Source organism: Stenotrophomonas sp. NPDC047960 (assembly GCF_043204395.1).
In the GTDB taxonomy this organism is placed as follows: Bacteria; Pseudomonadota; Gammaproteobacteria; order Xanthomonadales; family Xanthomonadaceae; genus Stenotrophomonas.
In genome coordinates this window covers 75,735-93,457 of sequence record NZ_JBIDBX010000009.1, presented here as the reverse complement: position 1 = coordinate 93,457, position 17,723 = coordinate 75,735, and the positions used below count along the sequence as shown (strand labels likewise).

Annotated in this window: 21 protein-coding genes and 1 tRNA gene; 15 read left to right on the top strand and 7 right to left on the bottom strand. The window is 67.3% G+C overall.

Annotated features, from left to right (window positions below; all coding sequences use genetic code 11):
• The first annotated feature begins 167 nt into the window (after positions 1 to 167).
• The 4 genes from dusA to ACGFZ3_RS18260 all read left to right on the top strand — a co-directional run bounded on the left by dusA (position 168) and on the right by ACGFZ3_RS18260 (position 3,987).
• A complete protein-coding gene (gene dusA, locus ACGFZ3_RS18275; RefSeq protein WP_392924520.1) occupies positions 168 to 1,181 on the top strand; it encodes a tRNA dihydrouridine(20/20a) synthase DusA in 1,014 nt (337 codons plus the stop codon).
• Between the two features lie 230 nt (positions 1,182 to 1,411).
• A complete protein-coding gene (locus tag ACGFZ3_RS18270; protein ID WP_392924517.1) occupies positions 1,412 to 1,783 on the top strand; it encodes a hypothetical protein in 372 nt (123 codons plus the stop codon).
• A gap of 72 nt (positions 1,784 to 1,855) precedes the next feature.
• Complete coding sequence (locus ACGFZ3_RS18265; RefSeq protein ID WP_004136763.1) at positions 1,856 to 2,539, top strand: response regulator transcription factor; 684 nt, start codon at positions 1,856 to 1,858, stop codon at positions 2,537 to 2,539.
• A gap of 23 nt (positions 2,540 to 2,562) precedes the next feature.
• The gene (locus ACGFZ3_RS18260) at positions 2,563 to 3,987 is read left to right on the top strand and encodes a sensor histidine kinase (protein ID WP_392924503.1); all 1,425 of its coding nucleotides are present in this window, start codon (positions 2,563 to 2,565) and stop codon (positions 3,985 to 3,987) included.
• A gap of 30 nt (positions 3,988 to 4,017) precedes the next feature.
• Here ACGFZ3_RS18260 and ACGFZ3_RS18255 read toward each other — a convergent pair whose 3' ends face one another.
• Positions 4,018 to 4,806: a zinc-dependent peptidase gene (locus tag ACGFZ3_RS18255; protein WP_392924499.1), complete on the bottom strand. Its 789-nt coding sequence runs from the start codon at positions 4,804 to 4,806 to the stop codon at positions 4,018 to 4,020.
• Positions 4,773 to 5,045 carry a hypothetical protein gene (locus ACGFZ3_RS18250; protein WP_392924496.1) on the bottom strand — a complete coding sequence of 91 codons (273 nt, stop codon included), beginning with the start codon at positions 5,043 to 5,045 and terminating at the stop codon, positions 4,773 to 4,775. The genes ACGFZ3_RS18255 and ACGFZ3_RS18250 overlap by 34 nt, the downstream gene beginning before the upstream one ends.
• Before the next feature lie 132 nt (positions 5,046 to 5,177).
• Between ACGFZ3_RS18250 and birA the strand changes: the two genes are divergently transcribed.
• From birA to ACGFZ3_RS18230, 4 genes are all read left to right on the top strand, one after another.
• On the top strand, positions 5,178 to 6,143 hold the full coding sequence (gene birA, locus ACGFZ3_RS18245) for a bifunctional biotin--[acetyl-CoA-carboxylase] ligase/biotin operon repressor BirA (RefSeq protein WP_392924493.1): 966 nt from the start codon (positions 5,178 to 5,180) through the stop codon (positions 6,141 to 6,143).
• The gene (locus tag ACGFZ3_RS18240; protein ID WP_392924490.1) at positions 6,140 to 6,877 is read left to right on the top strand and encodes a type III pantothenate kinase; all 738 of its coding nucleotides are present in this window, start codon (positions 6,140 to 6,142) and stop codon (positions 6,875 to 6,877) included. The genes birA and ACGFZ3_RS18240 overlap by 4 nt, the downstream gene beginning before the upstream one ends.
• 9 nt (positions 6,878 to 6,886) lie before the next feature.
• The gene (locus tag ACGFZ3_RS18235) at positions 6,887 to 7,687 is read left to right on the top strand and encodes an SPOR domain-containing protein (protein ID WP_392924487.1); all 801 of its coding nucleotides are present in this window, start codon (positions 6,887 to 6,889) and stop codon (positions 7,685 to 7,687) included.
• Between the two features lie 39 nt (positions 7,688 to 7,726).
• Positions 7,727 to 7,802: transfer RNA gene (locus ACGFZ3_RS18230), tRNA-Thr, on the top strand.
• A 3-nt stretch (positions 7,803 to 7,805) separates the two neighbouring features.
• Here the strand turns inward: ACGFZ3_RS18230 and ACGFZ3_RS18225 are convergent.
• From ACGFZ3_RS18225 to ACGFZ3_RS18210, 4 genes are all read right to left on the bottom strand, one after another.
• Entirely contained in the window at positions 7,806 to 8,345 is a 540-nt protein-coding gene (locus tag ACGFZ3_RS18225) for an ATP/GTP-binding protein (RefSeq protein WP_068848575.1), read from the bottom strand.
• On the bottom strand, positions 8,342 to 9,292 hold the full coding sequence (locus ACGFZ3_RS18220) for a hypothetical protein (RefSeq protein WP_392924484.1): 951 nt from the start codon (positions 9,290 to 9,292) through the stop codon (positions 8,342 to 8,344). The genes ACGFZ3_RS18225 and ACGFZ3_RS18220 overlap by 4 nt, the downstream gene beginning before the upstream one ends.
• A 76-nt stretch (positions 9,293 to 9,368) precedes the next feature.
• Positions 9,369 to 9,728 carry a roadblock/LC7 domain-containing protein gene (locus ACGFZ3_RS18215; RefSeq protein ID WP_392924482.1) on the bottom strand — a complete coding sequence of 120 codons (360 nt, stop codon included), beginning with the start codon at positions 9,726 to 9,728 and terminating at the stop codon, positions 9,369 to 9,371.
• Between the two features lie 77 nt (positions 9,729 to 9,805).
• Positions 9,806 to 10,258, bottom strand: a complete 453-nt coding sequence (locus tag ACGFZ3_RS18210) for a roadblock/LC7 domain-containing protein (RefSeq protein WP_392924479.1) — start codon at positions 10,256 to 10,258, stop codon at positions 9,806 to 9,808.
• Between the two features lie 310 nt (positions 10,259 to 10,568).
• Between ACGFZ3_RS18210 and rocF the strand changes: the two genes are divergently transcribed.
• The 3 genes from rocF (at position 10,569) to ACGFZ3_RS18195 (ending at position 12,267) form a co-directional block, all read left to right on the top strand.
• Positions 10,569 to 11,492 (top strand): arginase, encoded by a 924-nt coding sequence (rocF, locus tag ACGFZ3_RS18205; RefSeq protein ID WP_392924476.1) that lies wholly within the window; start codon positions 10,569 to 10,571, stop codon positions 11,490 to 11,492.
• A 189-nt stretch (positions 11,493 to 11,681) separates the two neighbouring features.
• Positions 11,682 to 11,819, top strand: coding sequence for an entericidin A/B family lipoprotein (locus ACGFZ3_RS18200; RefSeq protein ID WP_392924473.1), 138 nt, complete (start codon positions 11,682 to 11,684; stop codon positions 11,817 to 11,819).
• Between the two features lie 226 nt (positions 11,820 to 12,045).
• Entirely contained in the window at positions 12,046 to 12,267 is a 222-nt protein-coding gene (locus ACGFZ3_RS18195; RefSeq protein WP_392924471.1) for a CsbD family protein, read from the top strand.
• Between the two features lie 81 nt (positions 12,268 to 12,348).
• Here ACGFZ3_RS18195 and ACGFZ3_RS18190 read toward each other — a convergent pair whose 3' ends face one another.
• Entirely contained in the window at positions 12,349 to 13,164 is an 816-nt protein-coding gene (locus ACGFZ3_RS18190; protein ID WP_392924468.1) for a hypothetical protein, read from the bottom strand.
• 108 nt (positions 13,165 to 13,272) lie between these two features.
• On the opposite strand from ACGFZ3_RS18190, the gene ACGFZ3_RS18185 reads away from it, so the two are divergent.
• The 4 genes from ACGFZ3_RS18185 (at position 13,273) to ACGFZ3_RS18170 (ending at position 17,670) form a co-directional block, all read left to right on the top strand.
• On the top strand, positions 13,273 to 14,562 hold the full coding sequence (locus ACGFZ3_RS18185; RefSeq protein WP_392924465.1) for a tryptophan--tRNA ligase: 1,290 nt from the start codon (positions 13,273 to 13,275) through the stop codon (positions 14,560 to 14,562).
• Between the two features lie 42 nt (positions 14,563 to 14,604).
• A complete protein-coding gene (locus ACGFZ3_RS18180; RefSeq protein WP_392924462.1) occupies positions 14,605 to 14,934 on the top strand; it encodes a hypothetical protein in 330 nt (109 codons plus the stop codon).
• Positions 14,935 to 15,000: 66 nt separating this feature from the next.
• Positions 15,001 to 15,933, top strand: coding sequence for an MBL fold metallo-hydrolase (locus ACGFZ3_RS18175; protein WP_392924459.1), 933 nt, complete (start codon positions 15,001 to 15,003; stop codon positions 15,931 to 15,933).
• A gap of 84 nt (positions 15,934 to 16,017) precedes the next feature.
• Complete coding sequence (locus ACGFZ3_RS18170) at positions 16,018 to 17,670, top strand: M28 family metallopeptidase (protein WP_392924683.1); 1,653 nt, start codon at positions 16,018 to 16,020, stop codon at positions 17,668 to 17,670.
• The last annotated feature ends 53 nt before the right edge of the window (positions 17,671 to 17,723 follow it).

Sequence of the window (17,723 nt, the reverse complement as noted above, 5' to 3'; positions counted from 1 at the left end):
ACCTGCGTGTTTGCTCTGTTACCTCCGGGCAGGCGGTGCAGTACATGTCGCAGCCCTCAGGATCCCGCTGCCCCCGTTGGGAGCCGTTCCCGGCCCGGTTCAGGGCGGCGGTGTAAACTATTGATCGCGCTGGCAAACCCAGCACTTCCCAGCCTGATCCGACACCCATGACCCTGCCTGCCACCCCCGCAGACCGCTACGCCGCCTCCCTGCGCCTTTCCGTCGCCCCCATGATGGACTGGACGGACCGCCATTGCCGCGTGTTCCACCGGCTGCTGGCCCCGGGTGCGCGGCTGTACACGGAAATGGTGCACGCCAACGCCGTCATCCACGGCGACCGCGAGCGTCTGCTGGGCTTCGATGGCAGCGAGCAGCCGTTGGCCCTGCAGCTGGGCGGCAGCGATCCGGCTCTGCTCGCGCAGGCCGCGCAGATCGCACAGGAGTGGGGCTACGACGAGGTCAACCTAAACTGCGGCTGCCCCTCCGATCGGGTCCAGGCCGGCCGCTTCGGCGCCTGCCTGATGCGCGAGCCGGCTCTGGTGGCTGAGTGCGTGGCGGCCATGGTCGACGCGGTGAACATCCCCGTCACGGTGAAATGCCGGCTGGGCGTGGATGAAGACAACGACTACGAAAAATTCGTCAACTTCGTCGATCAATCCGCCAACGCCGGGAGCGCGATGTTCGTCGTGCACGCCCGCAACGCGTGGCTGAAGGGGCTGTCGCCGAAGGAAAACCGCGAAGTGCCGCCGCTGCGCTACGACTGGGCGCACCGGCTCAAGGCCGACCGCCCGCAGTTGCAGATCGTGCTCAACGGCGGCCTGGCCACGGTGGACGCCGCCCAGGCCCAGCTGCCGGCGCTGGACGGCGTGATGCTGGGCCGCGCGGCCTACCATGACCCCTACGTGCTGCATCAGCTGGAGGCGGCGCAGACCGGCGTTGCACTGCAGCCGCGCGAGGCGCTGCTGCGCGCCATGCGCCCCTACGTCGAGGCCCAGCTGGCCCGTGGGCTGGCCCTGAAGCACATCACCCGCCACCTGCTTGGCCTGTTCCACGGCCAGCCCGGTGGCCGCGCCTTCCGCCAGGTGCTCAGCGAGGGCGCGCACCGCCCAGGTGCCGATTGGAGCCTGATCGAGCAGGCCTTGAGCATCACCCGCGACCAGGCTGAACGCGTCGCAGCGTGAACGGCGTCGCAGCGTGAACGGCGTCGCAGGGCGCGCTTGACATCGGGCCTGAAGTAGCCGTCAATGTTCACCTAGATGAACAAAGCGATGCGGCGGTCAGAAAAGTTCAGACCGGATTCACTGCGTAAAACCAAGAATTTGCAAAAGATTCGTAAAGTGCCGGCCCAGGCTGGCGGCTGCCGATTCACAACTTTTGAACGTTTTGACGCGCTCCGCTAGGATCAGACCTGATGTCTTCCGTAACCTGCCACCGCCGTCTTGCCGTGTTCGCCCTGCTGGCGAGCGGTGCCGTTGCTGCCATCGGCAGCGCCGGCGCACAGGCTCCCCAGCCGGATCCGGCCCGGGCCGAAGCGATGGTGCGGGCCGCCCGTGGTGCTCCCCAGGAGCGCTCCCTGTCCGACGCCGTGCGTCGGGTCCAGCGGACCACCGGTGGCCATATCCTGGGCGCGGAACGGGTGCCCTTCGATGGCCGGGACATCAACCGGGTGAAATACATGGATGACCGGGGTCGCGTCCGCTACATGGATGATCCGGCCCAGCCGCGTTCACAGCCCCGCACGCCGCGTTCGGATATGTCATCACTACGCGGCGATAACCCCTGAACGGGGATAGTTGTCCGCAGTCATCTGTTAGCCACTGGCCCCAGGCCACACCCAGGACACTAGGGAGAGTTCATGCGTATCCTTCTGGTCGAAGACGAAGCCCCGCTGCGGGAAACCCTTGCAGCCCGGCTCAAGCGCGAAGGCTTTGCCGTCGATGCCGCACAGGACGGTGAGGAAGGTCTGTACATGGGCCGCGAAGTGCCGTTCGACGTTGGCATCATCGATCTGGGCCTGCCCAAGATGTCGGGCATGGAACTGATCAAGGCACTGCGCGACGAGGGCAAGAAGTTCCCCGTGCTGATCCTTACCGCCCGCTCGAGCTGGCAGGACAAGGTCGAAGGGCTGAAGCAAGGCGCCGACGATTACCTCGTCAAGCCGTTCCATGTCGAAGAGCTGCTGGCGCGCGTCAACGCGCTGCTGCGTCGCGCGGCCGGCTGGAGCAAGCCGACGCTCGAATGCGGTCCGGTTGCGCTGGATCTTGCTGCGCAGACCGTCAGCGTTGCTGGCAGCAACGTGGACCTCACCAGCTACGAGTACAAGGTGCTGGAATACCTGATGATGCATGCCGGTGAACTGGTCTCCAAGGCCGACCTCACCGAACACATCTATCAGCAGGATTTCGACCGCGACTCGAACGTGCTGGAAGTTTTCATCGGCCGCCTGCGCAAGAAGCTTGACCCGGACGGCGAGCTGAAGCCGATCGAAACCGTGCGGGGTCGCGGCTACCGCTTCGCGATTCCGCGCAACGAGGGCTGAGCCGTTAGTCCGGCGATGGGATGATGTCAGGCCGTCTGTGGTTCTTTAAACGCTGGCGGCCGCGCTCCCTGCAGGCACGGCAGCTGCTGGCCGCCAGTGTGAGCCTGCTCGCCTTCCTGGCGATTGCAGGCTACGCACTGGATGCGGCGTTCGCCGACACGGCGCGCGCCAACCTGCGCGAGCGCCTGAAGAACTATGCGACCGCCTACGCGGCCGGTATCGACTTCACCCGCGACCGCTCGCTGTACATCCGCGAGCAACCGCCGGACCCGCGCTTCGATGTCCCGGGTAGCGGTCTGTACCTGCAGGTCGTAATGCCGGACGGCAAAGGCAACTCCATGTCCGCTGAAGGCCCGATGCTGCCCACCGTGGGCGGCAAGCTGCTGGCGCCGCGCCAGGAAGTCTTCGAAGGCCCGCTGCCGATGATCCAGATCGACGGCAGCGAAGGCTCGGTGTACCGCTATGGCCTGGGCCTGGTGTGGGACGCCGACGCCGACCCCGCCACCGAATTCCCATACACCATCTACGTGATGGAAGACTCGCGCGCACTCGGTGCGCAGCTGCGGGTGTTTCGTGGCCGGGTATGGTTCTGGATGGGCGGCGCGGGGCTGATCCTGCTGCTGCTGCAGACCGTCATCCTGCAGTGGAGCCTGCGCCCGATGCGGCGGGTGATCACCGAGCTGACCAAAGTGCAGCGCGGCGAAACCGAGCGCATGAGCGAACGCCACCCGCGCGAGCTGGAACCGCTCACCGACAGCATCAACGCTTTCATCGAAAGCGAGCGCGAAAACCTCGAGCGCCAGCGCAACACCCTGGCAGACCTGGCCCACAGCCTGAAAACGCCCCTCGCAGTGCTGCGCACGCAGCTCGACAGTGGTGCGGCCGACCAGGACCTGCGCCAGGAATTCGATGTGCAGCTGCGCCGCATGAACAACCTGGTGTCCTACCAGCTGGCGCGTGCGGCATCGTCGGGCCACAAGCTGTTCTCGGCGCCGTTGCCGATCGAGTCCAACGCCGAGGAAATCGTGCGCGGGCTGGAGAAGGTGTACGCCTCCAAGGGCGTGCTGTGCGAGTTCGACATCGATGACGGCGCCCGCTTCCACGGCGAACCGGGCGACCTGCAGGAGCTGCTGGGCAACCTGCTGGAGAATGCGTTCAAATGGGCCAACCGCCGCGTGCTGCTCACCGCCAAGCCGTTCAGCGCGCCGGGCATGCGTCGTGCCGGGCTGGTGCTGTCGGTGGACGATGACGGCCCCGGCATTGCCCCGGACGACATCGCCAAGGTGCTGCAGCGGGGCGTGCGCGGCGACGAACGCGTGCAGGGTCACGGCATCGGCCTGTCGATCGTGCAGGACCTGATCAAGGACTATCGCGGCGAACTGCAGGTCAAGCGTTCCCCGGAGCTGGGTGGCGCGCGGTTTGAAGTGAAGCTGCCGCCCGGGCCGTAAGTCCGGAGCGTACCGACCAACGGTCGGTACCTACCGCGTGGGCAGTGGCGGCGCCCCATAAAAACGCCTCAAATGCCCGGCCACCACCGGCATTTCCTGCTCCAGCAGATCCGGCGCCGAGAAGTGATACTCGGTCGCCACCGCAAAAAACTCATCCGGCGCTTCGGCCGCATACGGATCAATCACCGTCTCCATCCCTGCATCCACCTGCGCGCACAGCGCATCGAAGGCCTGCTGGAAATCGGCGGCCCATTGCTGCTGCCATGCGCGCGGCAGCGGCGGGGTGCCGTCGAGCACGCCATCGAGCACATCGATGCGATGCGCCATTTCATGCACCACCACGCACGCGCCTTCGTGCGGATGCTGCAGTTCGGCCTGCACGTCATGCCAGGACAGCAGCAGTGGCCCGTTGTGCGACACCTGACCGATGGCTTCCTCTTCCCACTCGTGCAGCACCCCATCTTCGTCCATCTCGCTCTGCGGCACGATGAAACCTTCGGGGTACACCAGTACCTGCGACCAGCCGCGCAGTCCCGCCTCGCCCAGTTCCAGCAGCGGCAGGCAGCACAGCGCGGCAATCAGCACCGCGTCATCTTCGCCCAGCTGCAGACCGCCAATGGGGGTAATGGTCTTGTCGTGCAGGAACGCGGCGGACAGCACACGCAGGCGCTGCACACGCTCGGGCGGCAACCCGCGCAGCCACGCGGTGCGCTGGCAGGTGCGTACCCAGGCGGAGTCAGGAATCGGGCGTGGAGACGAGCCCAGCCAGCGCAACAACGACTGGATCAGCGGAACATGCCCGGCAGGAAGCTGTGCCATTTCGGTGCACGCAGGCGCGGCAACACATCGTCATCGCCGCCACCGCCGGTGCTGCCGGGCGCCGTCGCGCTCGGCTTGACCGTTGTCGGGGCCGTACTGGTCGGCGTTGCCGCCGGCGCCGCGCGTTCCTCTGCGGCCGAATAGACGCAGCCACCCCGGCCCGAGCCGGTCAGCGCATCGGAAGCGTGCGCGGCCATCGGGGCCAACAGCAGGAGCAGGCAATGGGCGAACGGGCGCATCGTCAACATCCGGAAGGGCGAGGGGGTCAATCTTCGATTCTAGCCCGATTCACTGTCGCAATTGGAAGCCCGACGCGGGCGCTGTCCGACGCTTTCCCGCATAATTTTGCCGATCAACCGATGGAAGCTGCCGTGGACGACCGCCAACTGCTGGCCAAACTGGGCGCCGGGCGTCTGTCCGGCGACGCGCTGGCCCGTGAGCTGGGCCAGACCCGCGCGGCCATTTGGAAGCGAATTCAAGGACTTAGAGCGGCAGGCATTGAAATCGACGGCCGCGCGGGTGATGGCTACCAGCTGCAGCAGCAGCTGGATCTGCTCGACGCCGGGGCCATCAGGGCCCGGTTGCCGTCTGCGCTGGCACCGCTGCTGGACATTCTGGAGGTGGCCTGGACGGTCGGGTCGACCAACACGGAATTGCTGCGGTGCAGCGCGCCAGAGCGCGGCGCGCGGGTGCTGCTCGCCGAGCGCCAGACCGGCGGCCGCGGCCGTCGTGGGCGCGCCTGGGCCTCGCCGTTGGCAGCACACGTCTATCTATCGGTGCTGCGCGGCTTTGCTGGCGGGCTGTCGCGCTTGGGTGGGCTGAGCCTGGTCGCCGGCGTGGCGGTGGCCGAGGCGCTGCGCGCCCACGGCGTTGCCAACGTTGGACTGAAGTGGCCCAACGACATCGTGGTGGGCGGTCAGAAGCTCGGTGGGCTGCTGGTCGAAGGCGGCGGCGAATTCGCCGGCCCGGCGCGCGCGGTGATCGGGCTGGGTATCAATGTCCGCATGCCGGCCGCCTTCGCTGCCGGCATCACCCAGCCGTGGACCGATCTGGCCACCCTGCTCGGCACCGGCATCGAACGCAACGCCGTGGTGGCCTGGCTGCTGCAGGCCCTGCTGCCGGCCCTGGAGGAGTTTGAAGGCGACGGCCTGGCCCCGTTCCTGCCACGCTACGCCGCGCTCGACAGCCTGGCTGGGCGTGCAGTGCGGGTGGACGATGGCGGCGTGATGCATGAAGGGCAGGCGCTGGGGCTGGCCGACGATGGTGCGCTGCGCGTGCGCATCGACGGCAGCGAACGGGTGTTCCATGCCGGGGAAGTCAGCGTGAGGGCGCAATGAGCGATTGGTTGTTCGACCTGGGGAATTCGCGGTTCAAGTTCGCCCCGCTGCAGGGCATGCGCGCGGGTGACGTGCAGGCATGGCCGCATGGTGCCGAAGTGATGCCGGCCGACGCACTGGAACAGCTGCCCAGCGGTGATACTGCTTACGTGGCCAGCGTGGCCGCCGCTGCGCTCACCGCCAGCATGCTCGAGGTGTTGCGCGCGCGCTTCAGCCACGTTCACGTGGCGAAAACCGAAGCCAGCTGCGCCGGCGTGCGCATTGCCTATGCCGACCCGTCGAAGTTCGGGGTGGACCGCTATCTCGCGCTGATCGCCGCCGCCGAACACCGCGAAGCCATGGTCGTGGCCGGTGTCGGCACCGCGCTCACCATCGACCTGCTCGATGCCGATGGCCAGCATCACGGCGGCCGTATTGCGGCCTCGCCGACCACCATGCGCGAAGCCCTGCATGCACGCGCGGTGCAGCTGCCTGCGCAGGGAGGCGATTACAGCGAGTTCGCCAACGACACCGCCGACGCACTCGCGTCCGGCTGCGATGGCGCAGCCGTCGCGTTGATCGAGCGCAGCCGCGTGCAGGCCGCCGCCGTGCTGGGCAGGGTGCCTGCATTGCTGGTGCATGGCGGTGGCGCACCGGCGCTGATGCCGTTGCTGGCCGATGCGCAGTTCCAACCGGCGCTGGTGCTCGATGGTCTCGCGCGCTGGGCGGTGCACCAGCCACCGGCGTCGCGGTAGGATCGGCGCATGCTTACCCGTGCCCTGATCGTCGTACTGGCCATCCTCAACGTGGGCGTTGCGCTGTGGTGGATGCTGCGCGGCGACCCCGCGCCGGCCCTGCCCGCCACGCCCAGCGGCGTAGCCCAGCTGCAGCTGCTCGACAGCCCCAGCGCACCGGCAGCGGCCGCAACCGCAGCGGCCGCAGCAAGCGCACAGCCCCCGGCCGCGACCACGGCCCTGGCAGACGCCACCCCGGCACCGCCCAAGCCCGCCGCACCACTCCCGACCCCGGCCGCAACCGTCGCCGTGGAGCCGGGCCCTGCCCAGCTGCCCGAAACCCCACCGGCGCCCACACCCGCTGCTCCCCTCCAATGCATCAGCCTCGGCCCATTTGCCGATCGCGACACCGCCATGGCCGCCCAGGGCAAGGCCAGCGAACTCGTTCAGCGTTCGCGCCTGCGTGAAGTCCCCAAACCCGGCGCCAGCAGCACCTACCGCGTGATGATGCCGGCCGCCGCCAGCCGCGAAGAGGCCCAGGCCACGGTCAAACGCATTGCCGCGGCGGGCATCAGCGATTACTACATCATGGCCCAAGGCGAAGACGCGAACGCCATTGCCCTGGGCCAGTACCGCAACCGAGAAGGCGCCGAGCGCCGCCTGGCGGCCCTGAGCGCGGCTGGCTTCAGCGCCCGCCTGGTCGGCGGCAGCGAAGGCAGCGCGCAGTGGTGGGTGGATGCGGCCCTGGCCGACAAGGCCAGCCCCAGCACAGCCCGCCAGCGCAGTGGCGCGGCCCAGCAACGCTCGCTGGAATGCGCGGGCTTGCGCTAGAATCGCCCTCCGCGCCGGCAATGCCGTCGCCGTGCCTTTGCCGGCATAGCTCAGTTGGTAGAGCAACCGCCTTGTAAGCGGTAGGTCCCCAGTTCGAATCCGGGTGTCGGCACCATTTTCAGTTCGTCTCTGCGTACCGATACGACAACAGCGACTTCACCAGGAACGTCACCTGCGTGGCCGAGCGCGCGTCCACGCGCATCACCGGCAGGCGGTGGCCCGCGTCGAACAGCGCATTGCGGAATTCCGGAATCAACAGCGCGGGGTACTCATCGGTCCGGGTCACGCCCACTGCCAGGCTCGCTTCCGGCGCGATGCGCGAAAACTCCTGCAGCAGTTCCACCGTGGATGCGACCGGTTCCGGATGCCCGGCGCTGACCAGCACGATCACCCCCAGCGCGCCTTCGCACACCATCGGCCACATGAAATCGAGGTAGCGCTGGCCCGGTACGCCGTACACGTGCAGCAGTTCGCCGTCGTCCAGTTCGATCGAGCTGTAATCGAGCGCGACGGTGGTTTCCACCTTGTCGCCCATCGCGTCTTCGCTCATCGGCATTTCGGTGCTCACCGGCTCTACGTCCGAAATCGCACGTACCGCCGTGGTCTTGCCGGCGCCCATGCTGCCCACGAATACCAGTTTGTTGGCGGGCAGGCTCATGACGTGCTCCCTTGGAACAGGTTCAGGCCGAAGCGGCGCGCCACCCACGAGAAGAAGCGCGAATCACCGGCATCGCGGCGGCGGGAGGTTGGGGGCATGGCAGGCTCCTGGGTCAGGGCGAGGCCACTGGCTACAGCAGCACAGAAGAGGGATTGCACCGTGTTGCGCGGCATCTGGCAAGCCGCCGCCAACGCATGGGGCTGCCACGGGCGGGCGTGCAGGCAGGCAATGGCCAGCAGCCAGGTGCTGGGCACATCCTCCGGATCAAGGTCCGGCCAATGGCGCAGCTTCAGCGGCGCATGCTCGGCAGGGGCCGGCAGCAGCAATGGGCGATGCCGCGCGATGCAGAAATACAGCGCTTCGAACGAGTGGCGCTGCGGCAACCGGTACGCGTACTGGTGCTGGAACGTGGGCGCATCGATGACGCTCCCCGACCAGGCCACATCATCCAGTTGCGCCACCAGCTCCGACAGCGTCGTGGTGGGCGGCAGCGCGATGCTGCGCGTGGTGGTATCCACCAGCACGGTGATCGCGCCGCGCTGCAGCAGGTGAAGGTCCGAACCGGTGGACGAAGCCAGCTGCAGCAGCAGCGGCACACCGTCTGCGGGCCGGTCCACGCTGGGCGCGGCCTGCAGCAGGCTGGACAGTTGTTCGTTGATGTCGCGCACAGTGGCGCCGTGCGGCAGCCGTCCGCGCCCGGGATCGGCGTAGCGGCGTGCGATCGACAGTGTTGGCACATTGGCCGCATGCGCTTCGCTGAGCGCGCGCGCGGCATCGGCGTGATCCAGGCCGATGACCAGCAGGTCGCAGGCATCGCCGGGCCACGGCTGCAGCACTACCTCCATGCGCTCGGCGAGCAGCATCGAACTGGCCAGTTTCAGGCGCGTGTGATGCAGCACGTCCAGCCCGATGGCGGCAATGCGGAAAGAACGGGTGGGGGTATTCATGGCGGTGTGCCGCGCAACCGAAGCGACCGCCGCGGCGCGCCCGATCAGGGGCGCGGCGCGGCGGCATGGCCTTCGATCAGCTGAAGTCCAGGGTCTTTTCGAAGGCCTTCAGTTCATGGCGCGACATGGCAAGGTTGGCCTTGGCACGGTCCATCACCACGTACAGGAACAGCAGCGGGTTGCTTTCCAGCGGGCGGATCAGGTGGTACTGCGTGGTCAGGGTGATCAGCAGGTCTTCAAGGGTGTCCGACAGGCCCAGCTGCTCGGCCACGCGGCGCTTGGCGCGCACCACTTCGGTGTTACCCGCGGCGGCCAGTTCCAGGTTGATGTTGCCGCCGCCGACCATGGCCAGGGCCATGCCGCTGTCACCGTCGACCAGCGCGGCGCCGACGAAACCGGCGAGCGAATTGAGCTTTTCCAGATTGAGATTGGGCACGTAAATCCTTTTTACTTCAGGCAGTGGGAGAGGCAGGCCAAGGCCTGCCGGAAGGGCACAGCAAAACCGACGGGTGCTCAGGCCGCGCGCGGGCGCAGCACGGTATCGAGGCGGGTGGCGCATTCGCGCGCATGGAACAGCAGCACGGCCATGTTGACCTCGTGGCCGGCCACGGCGGTGAGGGTCAGCGGCTTGTCGGCCTGGATGCGGATCAGCACCACGTTGCCGAGCTTGGTGCAGATGGTGGCGTAATCGGCTTCGCTCAGCGCCAGCTCGCGCGAGACAGTCTCGCCCAAGGTGAGGAACGAATTGGCCATGGCGGCCAGGCGGCGGCCATCCACGCCCAGCGTGGAATCTTCGGCCACGGCGCGGCCGTCGGCGGTGGACAGCATGAGCAGGCTCAGCCCGCGTTCGCGCTCGCGCGCATGCTGGAAGGCCTGTTCAATGGCGGCGGTGTCATACAACTGCCGGGCCGGCGGGCTCTCGCCACTGGCATTGCGGACAATCTGGTGGATGCTGCTGCGCTGCACGTACTGCCCCCTGAAACACGACGAAACACGGACCAACCCTGCGCGGGTTAGTCAATCAGTACTGCGAAGAAGTGTGAAATGTAGCACGTAATTTTTGCCTTCACGGCCAACGCAAGATGAACCGCAGTGTTCCTGGCGTGTGTGTCAAAGCATTGACACATAAGGCTTTCGCGCTGGGTCAGGATGGGACGTGACGGGTCAATCAGCGCCACAGGCGGTCGGCCGTCCGGCGCCCGCTGTTGCGACGCCGCGAGTGGTTTGGCAGCCGGATCACTAGACTGGTGGAATTTTCCGTGTGTGTGGAGTGAGCATGAGCAATCGTCAACCTGCGGTGTCCCTGATCGGCGTGCCCACGGATATCGGGGCCGGTGCCCGGGGGGCCGGACTGGGTCCCGAGGCGCTGCGCATCGCCGGCCTGGGCGAGGCCCTGGCCGCGCGCGGCGTGGACGTACGCGACTGCGGCAACCTGGATGGCCCGCGCAACCCATGGACGCCACCGGAGCAGGGCTACCGCCACCTCGATCAAGTGGTGGAATGGAACCGCGTGCTGATGGACGCCACCTACGCCGAACTGCAGGACGGCCGCCTGCCGATCATGCTGGGTGGCGACCACTGCCTGGGCATCGGCTCGATCACCGCCGTGGCGCGCTGGTGCCGCGAACAGGGCCGTGACCTGCGCGTGCTGTGGCTGGATGCGCATTCGGACTTCAACACCAGCGAGGTCACCCCGTCGGGCAACGTGCACGGCATGCCGGTGGCCTGCCTGTGCGGGCTGGGCCCGGACGCGCTGACCAGACTGGGCGGCGATTCCCCGGCGATCCGCCCGCAGCAGGTACGCCAGATCGGCATCCGTTCGGTGGACCAGGAGGAAAAGCGCCTGATCAAGCAGCACAAGGTCGATGTGTACGACATGCGCTATATCGACGAGGCCGGCATGAAGCGCGCGGTGGAAGCGGCGCTGGAGGGTATTGATGAGAACACCCACCTGCACGTCAGCTTCGACGTGGACTTCCTCGACCCGAGCATCGCCCCGGGCGTGGGCACCACCGTGCCGGGCGGCGTGAACTACCGCGAGGCGCAGCTGGTGATGGAAATGATCGCCGACACCGGCCGTATGGGCTCGCTGGACATCGTCGAACTCAACCCGCTGCTGGACAACCGCAACGCTACCGCGGTGCTGGCCGTGGACCTGGTGGAGAGCCTGTTCGGCAAGTCCACCCTGATGCGCGACTGAGCGGGGGCCGGGTTCCCCGGCGCGTGGCTGAACGGCCAGGTGCCGCGTTCACATCGATTGCACGCCCCAGACCCCAGATTGCATCTCACGCGGTGGCCGTTCCGGAAACGACGACGACGCCACCGCGATCTGCAAAAGGCAGGTGGGGCCGTATTTCGGTAGTGACGTTGAATTAATCAGGAGAACCCTATGAAGCGTGTAATTGCACTGATGCTGTTGTCGATGGTTTCGCTGGCCATGCTGTCCGGCTGCAACACCGTTGCCGGTGCCGGCAAGGATGTGCAGAAGGCCGGCGAGACGGTCGAAGACGCCGCCAAGGGCAACTGATCCGCAGCTGCCGGTGGCCCGCCGACCAACGGTCGGCAGCTACCGCGCACTGAATGAAGAAGCGCCGGGAAATCCCGGCGCTTTTTTTTTTGTCTGCGTCGTGCAGGGCAAGCGGCCATTCAATGACGTGAGCACGCGCTTCATCCGCGCTTGACCGTCGGCGAACACGCACTGTTGCAAGCTGCTTCCACGGCGACGATGCCGTTGCAACCGAGGACGCGAACCCATGAACAAAGACATCATTTCCGGCAAGTGGACGCAGCTCAAGGGCAAGGCGCAGGCGAAGTGGGGCGACCTTACCGACGACGATTTCAAGGTGGCCGAAGGCAATGCCGAATACCTGGCAGGCCGGCTGCAGGAACGCTATGGCTGGGAGCGCGATCGCGCTGAAACCGAGGTCAAGGACTTCGAAGCCGCCATGCGCAAGGAATATCCGGACTATCACTGACACCCCCCCGGTGGCAGGGCGACCATAAGGGTCGCAACGAGGGTATGAAACCGGAACGGGCCGCACTGCGGCCCGTTTTTTTTACTTGGGCGGGTCTGGCACGAAGCCTTGCGGGAACGCCTGCGGTGCGCGCTCGTCGCGCGGGTACCGCGCAGGAATGATGCCGCGCGCCACCAGGTTGCGCTCACTGTCATAACGCAGGTCCAGGCGCTGGGCCGGCCATCGGCTGGCGCGTTCGAAGGTGGTGCTGCCCGCGTACGAGGCCTCACGCTCGCCATGGCCGGTGCCCAGCGCGGGTGCCGGCGAGGGCGCGCGGATGCGCGAACCGGTGCTCTCCACCGATGACAGGGCGCGGTCTGCCGCTTCGGCGGCTGCCTGCGGCTGCGCCTTGCCCTGGCCGCGCGCCACCGGCGGTGCGGGCCGCGGAACGGTCACGTAGCGCCGCGCTTCGTTGAACACGGCGATGCCGATCACCCCGAGGTTGTCCGGCCGTCCGGTACGGCTGGCGTAGCTGTTGCCCGGATCGGTGAACACGAACTGGGCCACTTGCTGGCGTGATTTGCGCCAGCCGGTGATGTCCGCGCTCTGCCACGGATCCAGTACGTAGCCGGTCTGGTCCGGCGCGGCCACCTCGCCGCTGATGACGTTGAGGCCGTCCACCGACAGCACCACCAGAACCCGCTCGGGGCTGTTGTTGCGCAGGCGCACGGCGTACGGCTCGCCCTGGCGGCCGGCCACCCAGTACTGGCCCCGGTGCAGGTAGGCAGGCAGTTCCAGGTGCTGGTCGCGCTCGACCAGGCTCAGCGTGACCGGGCCGGTGTCGGCACGGGGCGGGACAGCCGGCTTGAAGCCACACAGGGCCAGCACGGCAAGCAGGGGCAGGGTCAGGCGTTTCATGGCGGGGCCTTCGCAGTTGGGTACTCCGTTGAACGCGCCAGGCCAGGCAACGGGGTTGCGCGCGGGCAGGTAAACTGGAGGCGTTCAACTGTCCGTAATGATTCCCCTATGACCACCCGCGTTCTTACCGGCATCACCCCCTCCGGCACGCCCCATCTGGGCAACTATGTCGGCGCCATCCGCCCGGCCATCACTGCCAGCGCAGCGCCCGGCATCGAGAGCTTCTTCTTCCTGGCCGACCTGCACAGCCTGATCAAGGCGCAGCAGCCGGAACGCACCCAGCGCTCGACCCTGGAGATCGCCGCCAGCTGGCTGGCCTGTGGGCTGGACCCGGACAAGGTCTGGTTCTATCGGCAGAGCGACATTCCCGAAACCACCGAACTGATGTGGTTCCTGACCGTCATTGCCAGCAAGGGCATCCTCAACCGCGCCCACGCCTACAAGGCGGCGGTGGACAAGAACCGCGAAGAACAGCTGGATGAAGACGCCGGCATCAGCGCCGGCTTGTTCATGTACCCGGTGCTGATGGCCGCTGACATCCTCATCTTCAAGGCCAACCGCGTGCCGGTCGGCCGCGACCAGATCCAGCACATTGAAATGGCGCGCGATTTCGCCCAGCGCTTCAACCACGTGTACGGCAAGGACTATTTCCCGCTGCCGGACGTGGTGATCGACGAACAGGTGGCCACCCTGGCCGGCCTGGACGGCCGCAAGATGAGCAAGAGCTACCACAACACCATTCCGCTGTTCGCCCCGCGCGCGGAGCTGAAGAAGCTGGTGTTTTCCATCCTTACCGATTCGCGTGCCCCGGGCGAGCCCAAGAGCACCGAAGGCTCGGCACTGTTCCAGATGTACCAGGCCTTCGCCAGTGCCGAGCAGACCGCCGCGTTCGCGCAGGCCTTTGCTGACGGCATCAGCTGGGGCGATGCCAAGCAGCAGCTGTTCGAGCGCATCGATGCCGAACTCACCCCGCTGCGCGAGCGCTATGACGCGCTGATGGCCGAGCCGGAGAAGATCGAAGCACTGCTGCGCCGTCGCGGCCAGCAGCTGCGCGAGCAGTACGCCATTCCGCTGCTGAAGGAGCTGCGCCATGCGGTGGGCCTGCGCGACCTGTCCACGGCCGGTGACATCGCCGCCGAAGACGGTGGCGTGGCGCGCGCTGCCCCGCCGCTGTTCAAGCAGTACCGCGAAAAGGATGGCCGCTTCTACTTCAAGCTGCAGGCCGGCGACGGCACGCTGCTGATCCAGAGTGAAGGCTTCGATTCGCCGCGCGATGCCGGCCAGCTGATCGGCGTGCTCAAGCAGACCGAGCATGGCGATGGCCTGCAGAGCGAGCTGTTCAAGCTGGAAGCGGAAGTGGAGGTGGTGTTGGCGGCATTGCAGGAGCTGCGCGGGTAGCCATCGACCGTTGGTCGATGGACACATAACGGAGGAAACACGATGGCCTGGTTGTCGTTGTTGTTGTTCCTGCCCTGGTTCGTGCTGCTGGGCACCCTGTACTGGTTGTTCCCACGCCAACCCCGCGACACCGCGCGGCGCCTGTTCGACGGCGCCGCGCTGCTGCTCGCCTTCATCCTGAGCATCCTCGCCATGCTGTGGGGCCACCACATCGGCGTGGTGCAGAGCGATGCCGGCCCGATCTGGCGCCAGGTATTGGCCGTGCTGTACGCCTACGGCGCCTTCCTGGCCGTGATGGTGGGGGCGCTGCTGCTGCGCGGCGCCTGGCTGGCGCAGCGTGCGACCAAAGCCGCATCGAAGTCGGCGGGGTAACGGGCCTAGAATCGAGGCGGATCGGCCGAGGGTCGACTGCCACCGATGACCGCCAGGGATGCGCCGATGTCCTCCGACCCCAGCATTTTCACCATCGATACCGCGTTCCAGCGCAGTGACTTTGACGCCGCCTACCTGATCGTCGAAAAGGGGCGGGCCGCGTTCATCGACTGCGGCACCGGCCTGGCCGTACCAGCGATGCTGGCCGCGCTCACCCGGGCCGGCTGCGCGCCCGAGCAGGTGGACTGGCTGGTGCTCACCCACGTGCACCTGGACCACGCCGGCGGCGCCGGCCTGCTCATGCAGCAGCTGCCCAACGCCATGCTGGTGGTGCACCCGCGCGGCGCACCGCACATGATCGATCCGACCCGGCTCATCGCCGGCGCGACCGACGTCTATGGCGCGGCCGAAATCGCGCGCAGCTATGGTCCGGTCCTGCCGGTGCCGGCGGCGCGCGTGGTGATCGCCGAAGACGGTCACCGCGTGGACCTGGCCGGGCGCAGCCTGCTGTGCCTGGACACGCCCGGGCACGCGCGCCACCACCTGTGCGTGTGGGACGAACGCAGCCGCAGCGTGTTCACCGGCGATACCTTCGGGCTGTCCTACCGCGAGCTGGACAGCGCGCGCGGCGCCTTCATCATTCCCACCTCCTCGCCCGTGCAGTTCGATCCCGAGCCGCTCAGACACTCCATCGCGCGGCTGGTCGCGCTGCAGCCGCAGGCGGCGTACCTCACCCACTACGGACGGGTGGATAACATCCCCGCCCTGGCGGCAGACCTGGTCGAGCAGATCGACGCGATGGTGGACATCGCGCGCCAGTGCGATGGGCGCCCCGACCGCCACCGCTGCCTGGTGGCCGCGCTGACGGCGTTGTACCAGGAGCGCGCCCAGGCACACGGCTGCCCGCTCGATGACGCGGCAGTGGCGCAGGTGCTGGCAATGGATATCGAGCTCAACGCGCAGGGCCTGGCCTGCTGGCTGGACCGCGACCGCCGCTGAGCGTGCACGCCGGGCTGCACGGTAACCGGAGTGTCACGTTACACTCTGGCATTCCGTTTTTTTCTGGTACCTGCCGTGAATCCGATGCGCATGCTGCTGTTGTCGTCCTGTCTGTTCGTGGGCGGCCTGGCCCACGCGGCCAATGACCTGCCCGGCGGCGGCATCGATCCCGAAGCGCTGTCGCGGCATGTGCGCATCCTGGCCTCGGACGAGTTTGAGGGCCGCGCGCCGGCGTCGCCGGGTGAAGAGCGGACCGTGCAGTATTTGATCGCGGAATTCCGCAAAGCCGGCCTGCAGCCCGGTGGCGTGGATGGCAGCTGGGTGCAGCCGGTGCCGATGGTGCGTGCCCAGGTCGATGGGCCGGTGACCGCGAAGCTGCGCCAGAACGGCAAGGCCCGCACGCTGGTCAACGGCGAGGACGTGACCCTGCAGAGCCTGCGCCCGCAGGCCGCGGTGGAGATCAAGGACGCGCCGCTGGTATTCATCGGCTACGGCATCGACGCGCCCGAGCGCCAGTGGAACGATTACAAGGACGTGGACCTGCACGGCAAGATCGCTGTGGTGCTGATCAACGATGCCGATTTCGAAGCCGACCGCCCCGGTGCTTTCGACGGCAAGGCCGTCACCTACTACGGCCGCTGGACTTACAAGTTCGAGGAAGCCGCGCGCCGCGGTGCCAAGGGCGTGCTGATCGTGCACGAAACCGCGCCGGCCGCGTACGGCTGGGCCACGGTGAAGAGTTCGGGCACCTCGCCGCTGTTCGATATCGAGCGCACGCCGGAACAGGCGCTGGCCCAGCACGTGCCGGTGCGCGGCTGGATGCAGCGCGCCTTGGCCGAGCAGCTGTTCCGCGACGCGGGCCTGGATTTCGAAGCCGAAAAGCGCAGGGCCATGACCCCGGCCTTCCAGCCGGTGGCGCTGGGCGATGCCACGCTGTCGGCGCAGTTCAAGCTCAAGCGCGAGCAGGTGGTCACCCGTAACGTGGTGGCCAAGCTGCCCGGTGGCGAGCATGGCGATGAAGCGGTGATCTTCTCCGCGCACTGGGATGCCTTCGGGATCGGCCAGCCCGATGCCAAGGGTGACCGCATCCGCCGTGGCGCCATCGACAACGCCACCGGCGTGGCCACCGTGCTGGAGCTGGGGCGCGTGTTCGCCGCCGGCCCACAGCCGCAGCGCACGTTGTACTTCGTGGCGCTCACTGCCGAAGAGAAGGGCCTGCTGGGGGCCAGCTACTACGCCGCGCACCCGCTGGCGCCGCTGGACAAAACCGCTGCGGTGATCAACATCGAGATGTTCAGCCCGGATGGCGCAACCCGCGACATCGCCTCGTGGGGCAAGGGGCGCGTTTCGCTGGAAGGCGACCTGGAACGCGTGGCCAAGGCCCGTGGGCGCAGCTACAGCCCGGACCCGAACCTGGAAGCGGGCTTCTTCTACCGCGCCGATCACTTTGCCTTCGCCCGCCTGGGCGTGCCAGCCATCACCATCGGCCCGGGGCTGGACAAGCTGGAAGGTGGCGTTGCCGCTGGCAAGGCGCTGCGCGAGAAGTACTTCGCCGACTGCTACCACCAGGCCTGCGATGCCTGGACGCCGACCTGGGATCCGGCCGGCCATGCCGCCGACACCCTGTTGGTCTACGACCTGGGCGCCGAGCTGGCCAACAGCCGCACCTGGCCGCATTGGGAAGAGGGCTCGGAATTCCGCAAGACCCGCGAACAGACCGAAGCGGCTCGCCGGTAACGTGCAGGAGGGTCACGACCATCGGTCGTGACCTACCGCAAGCGTGGATTGTC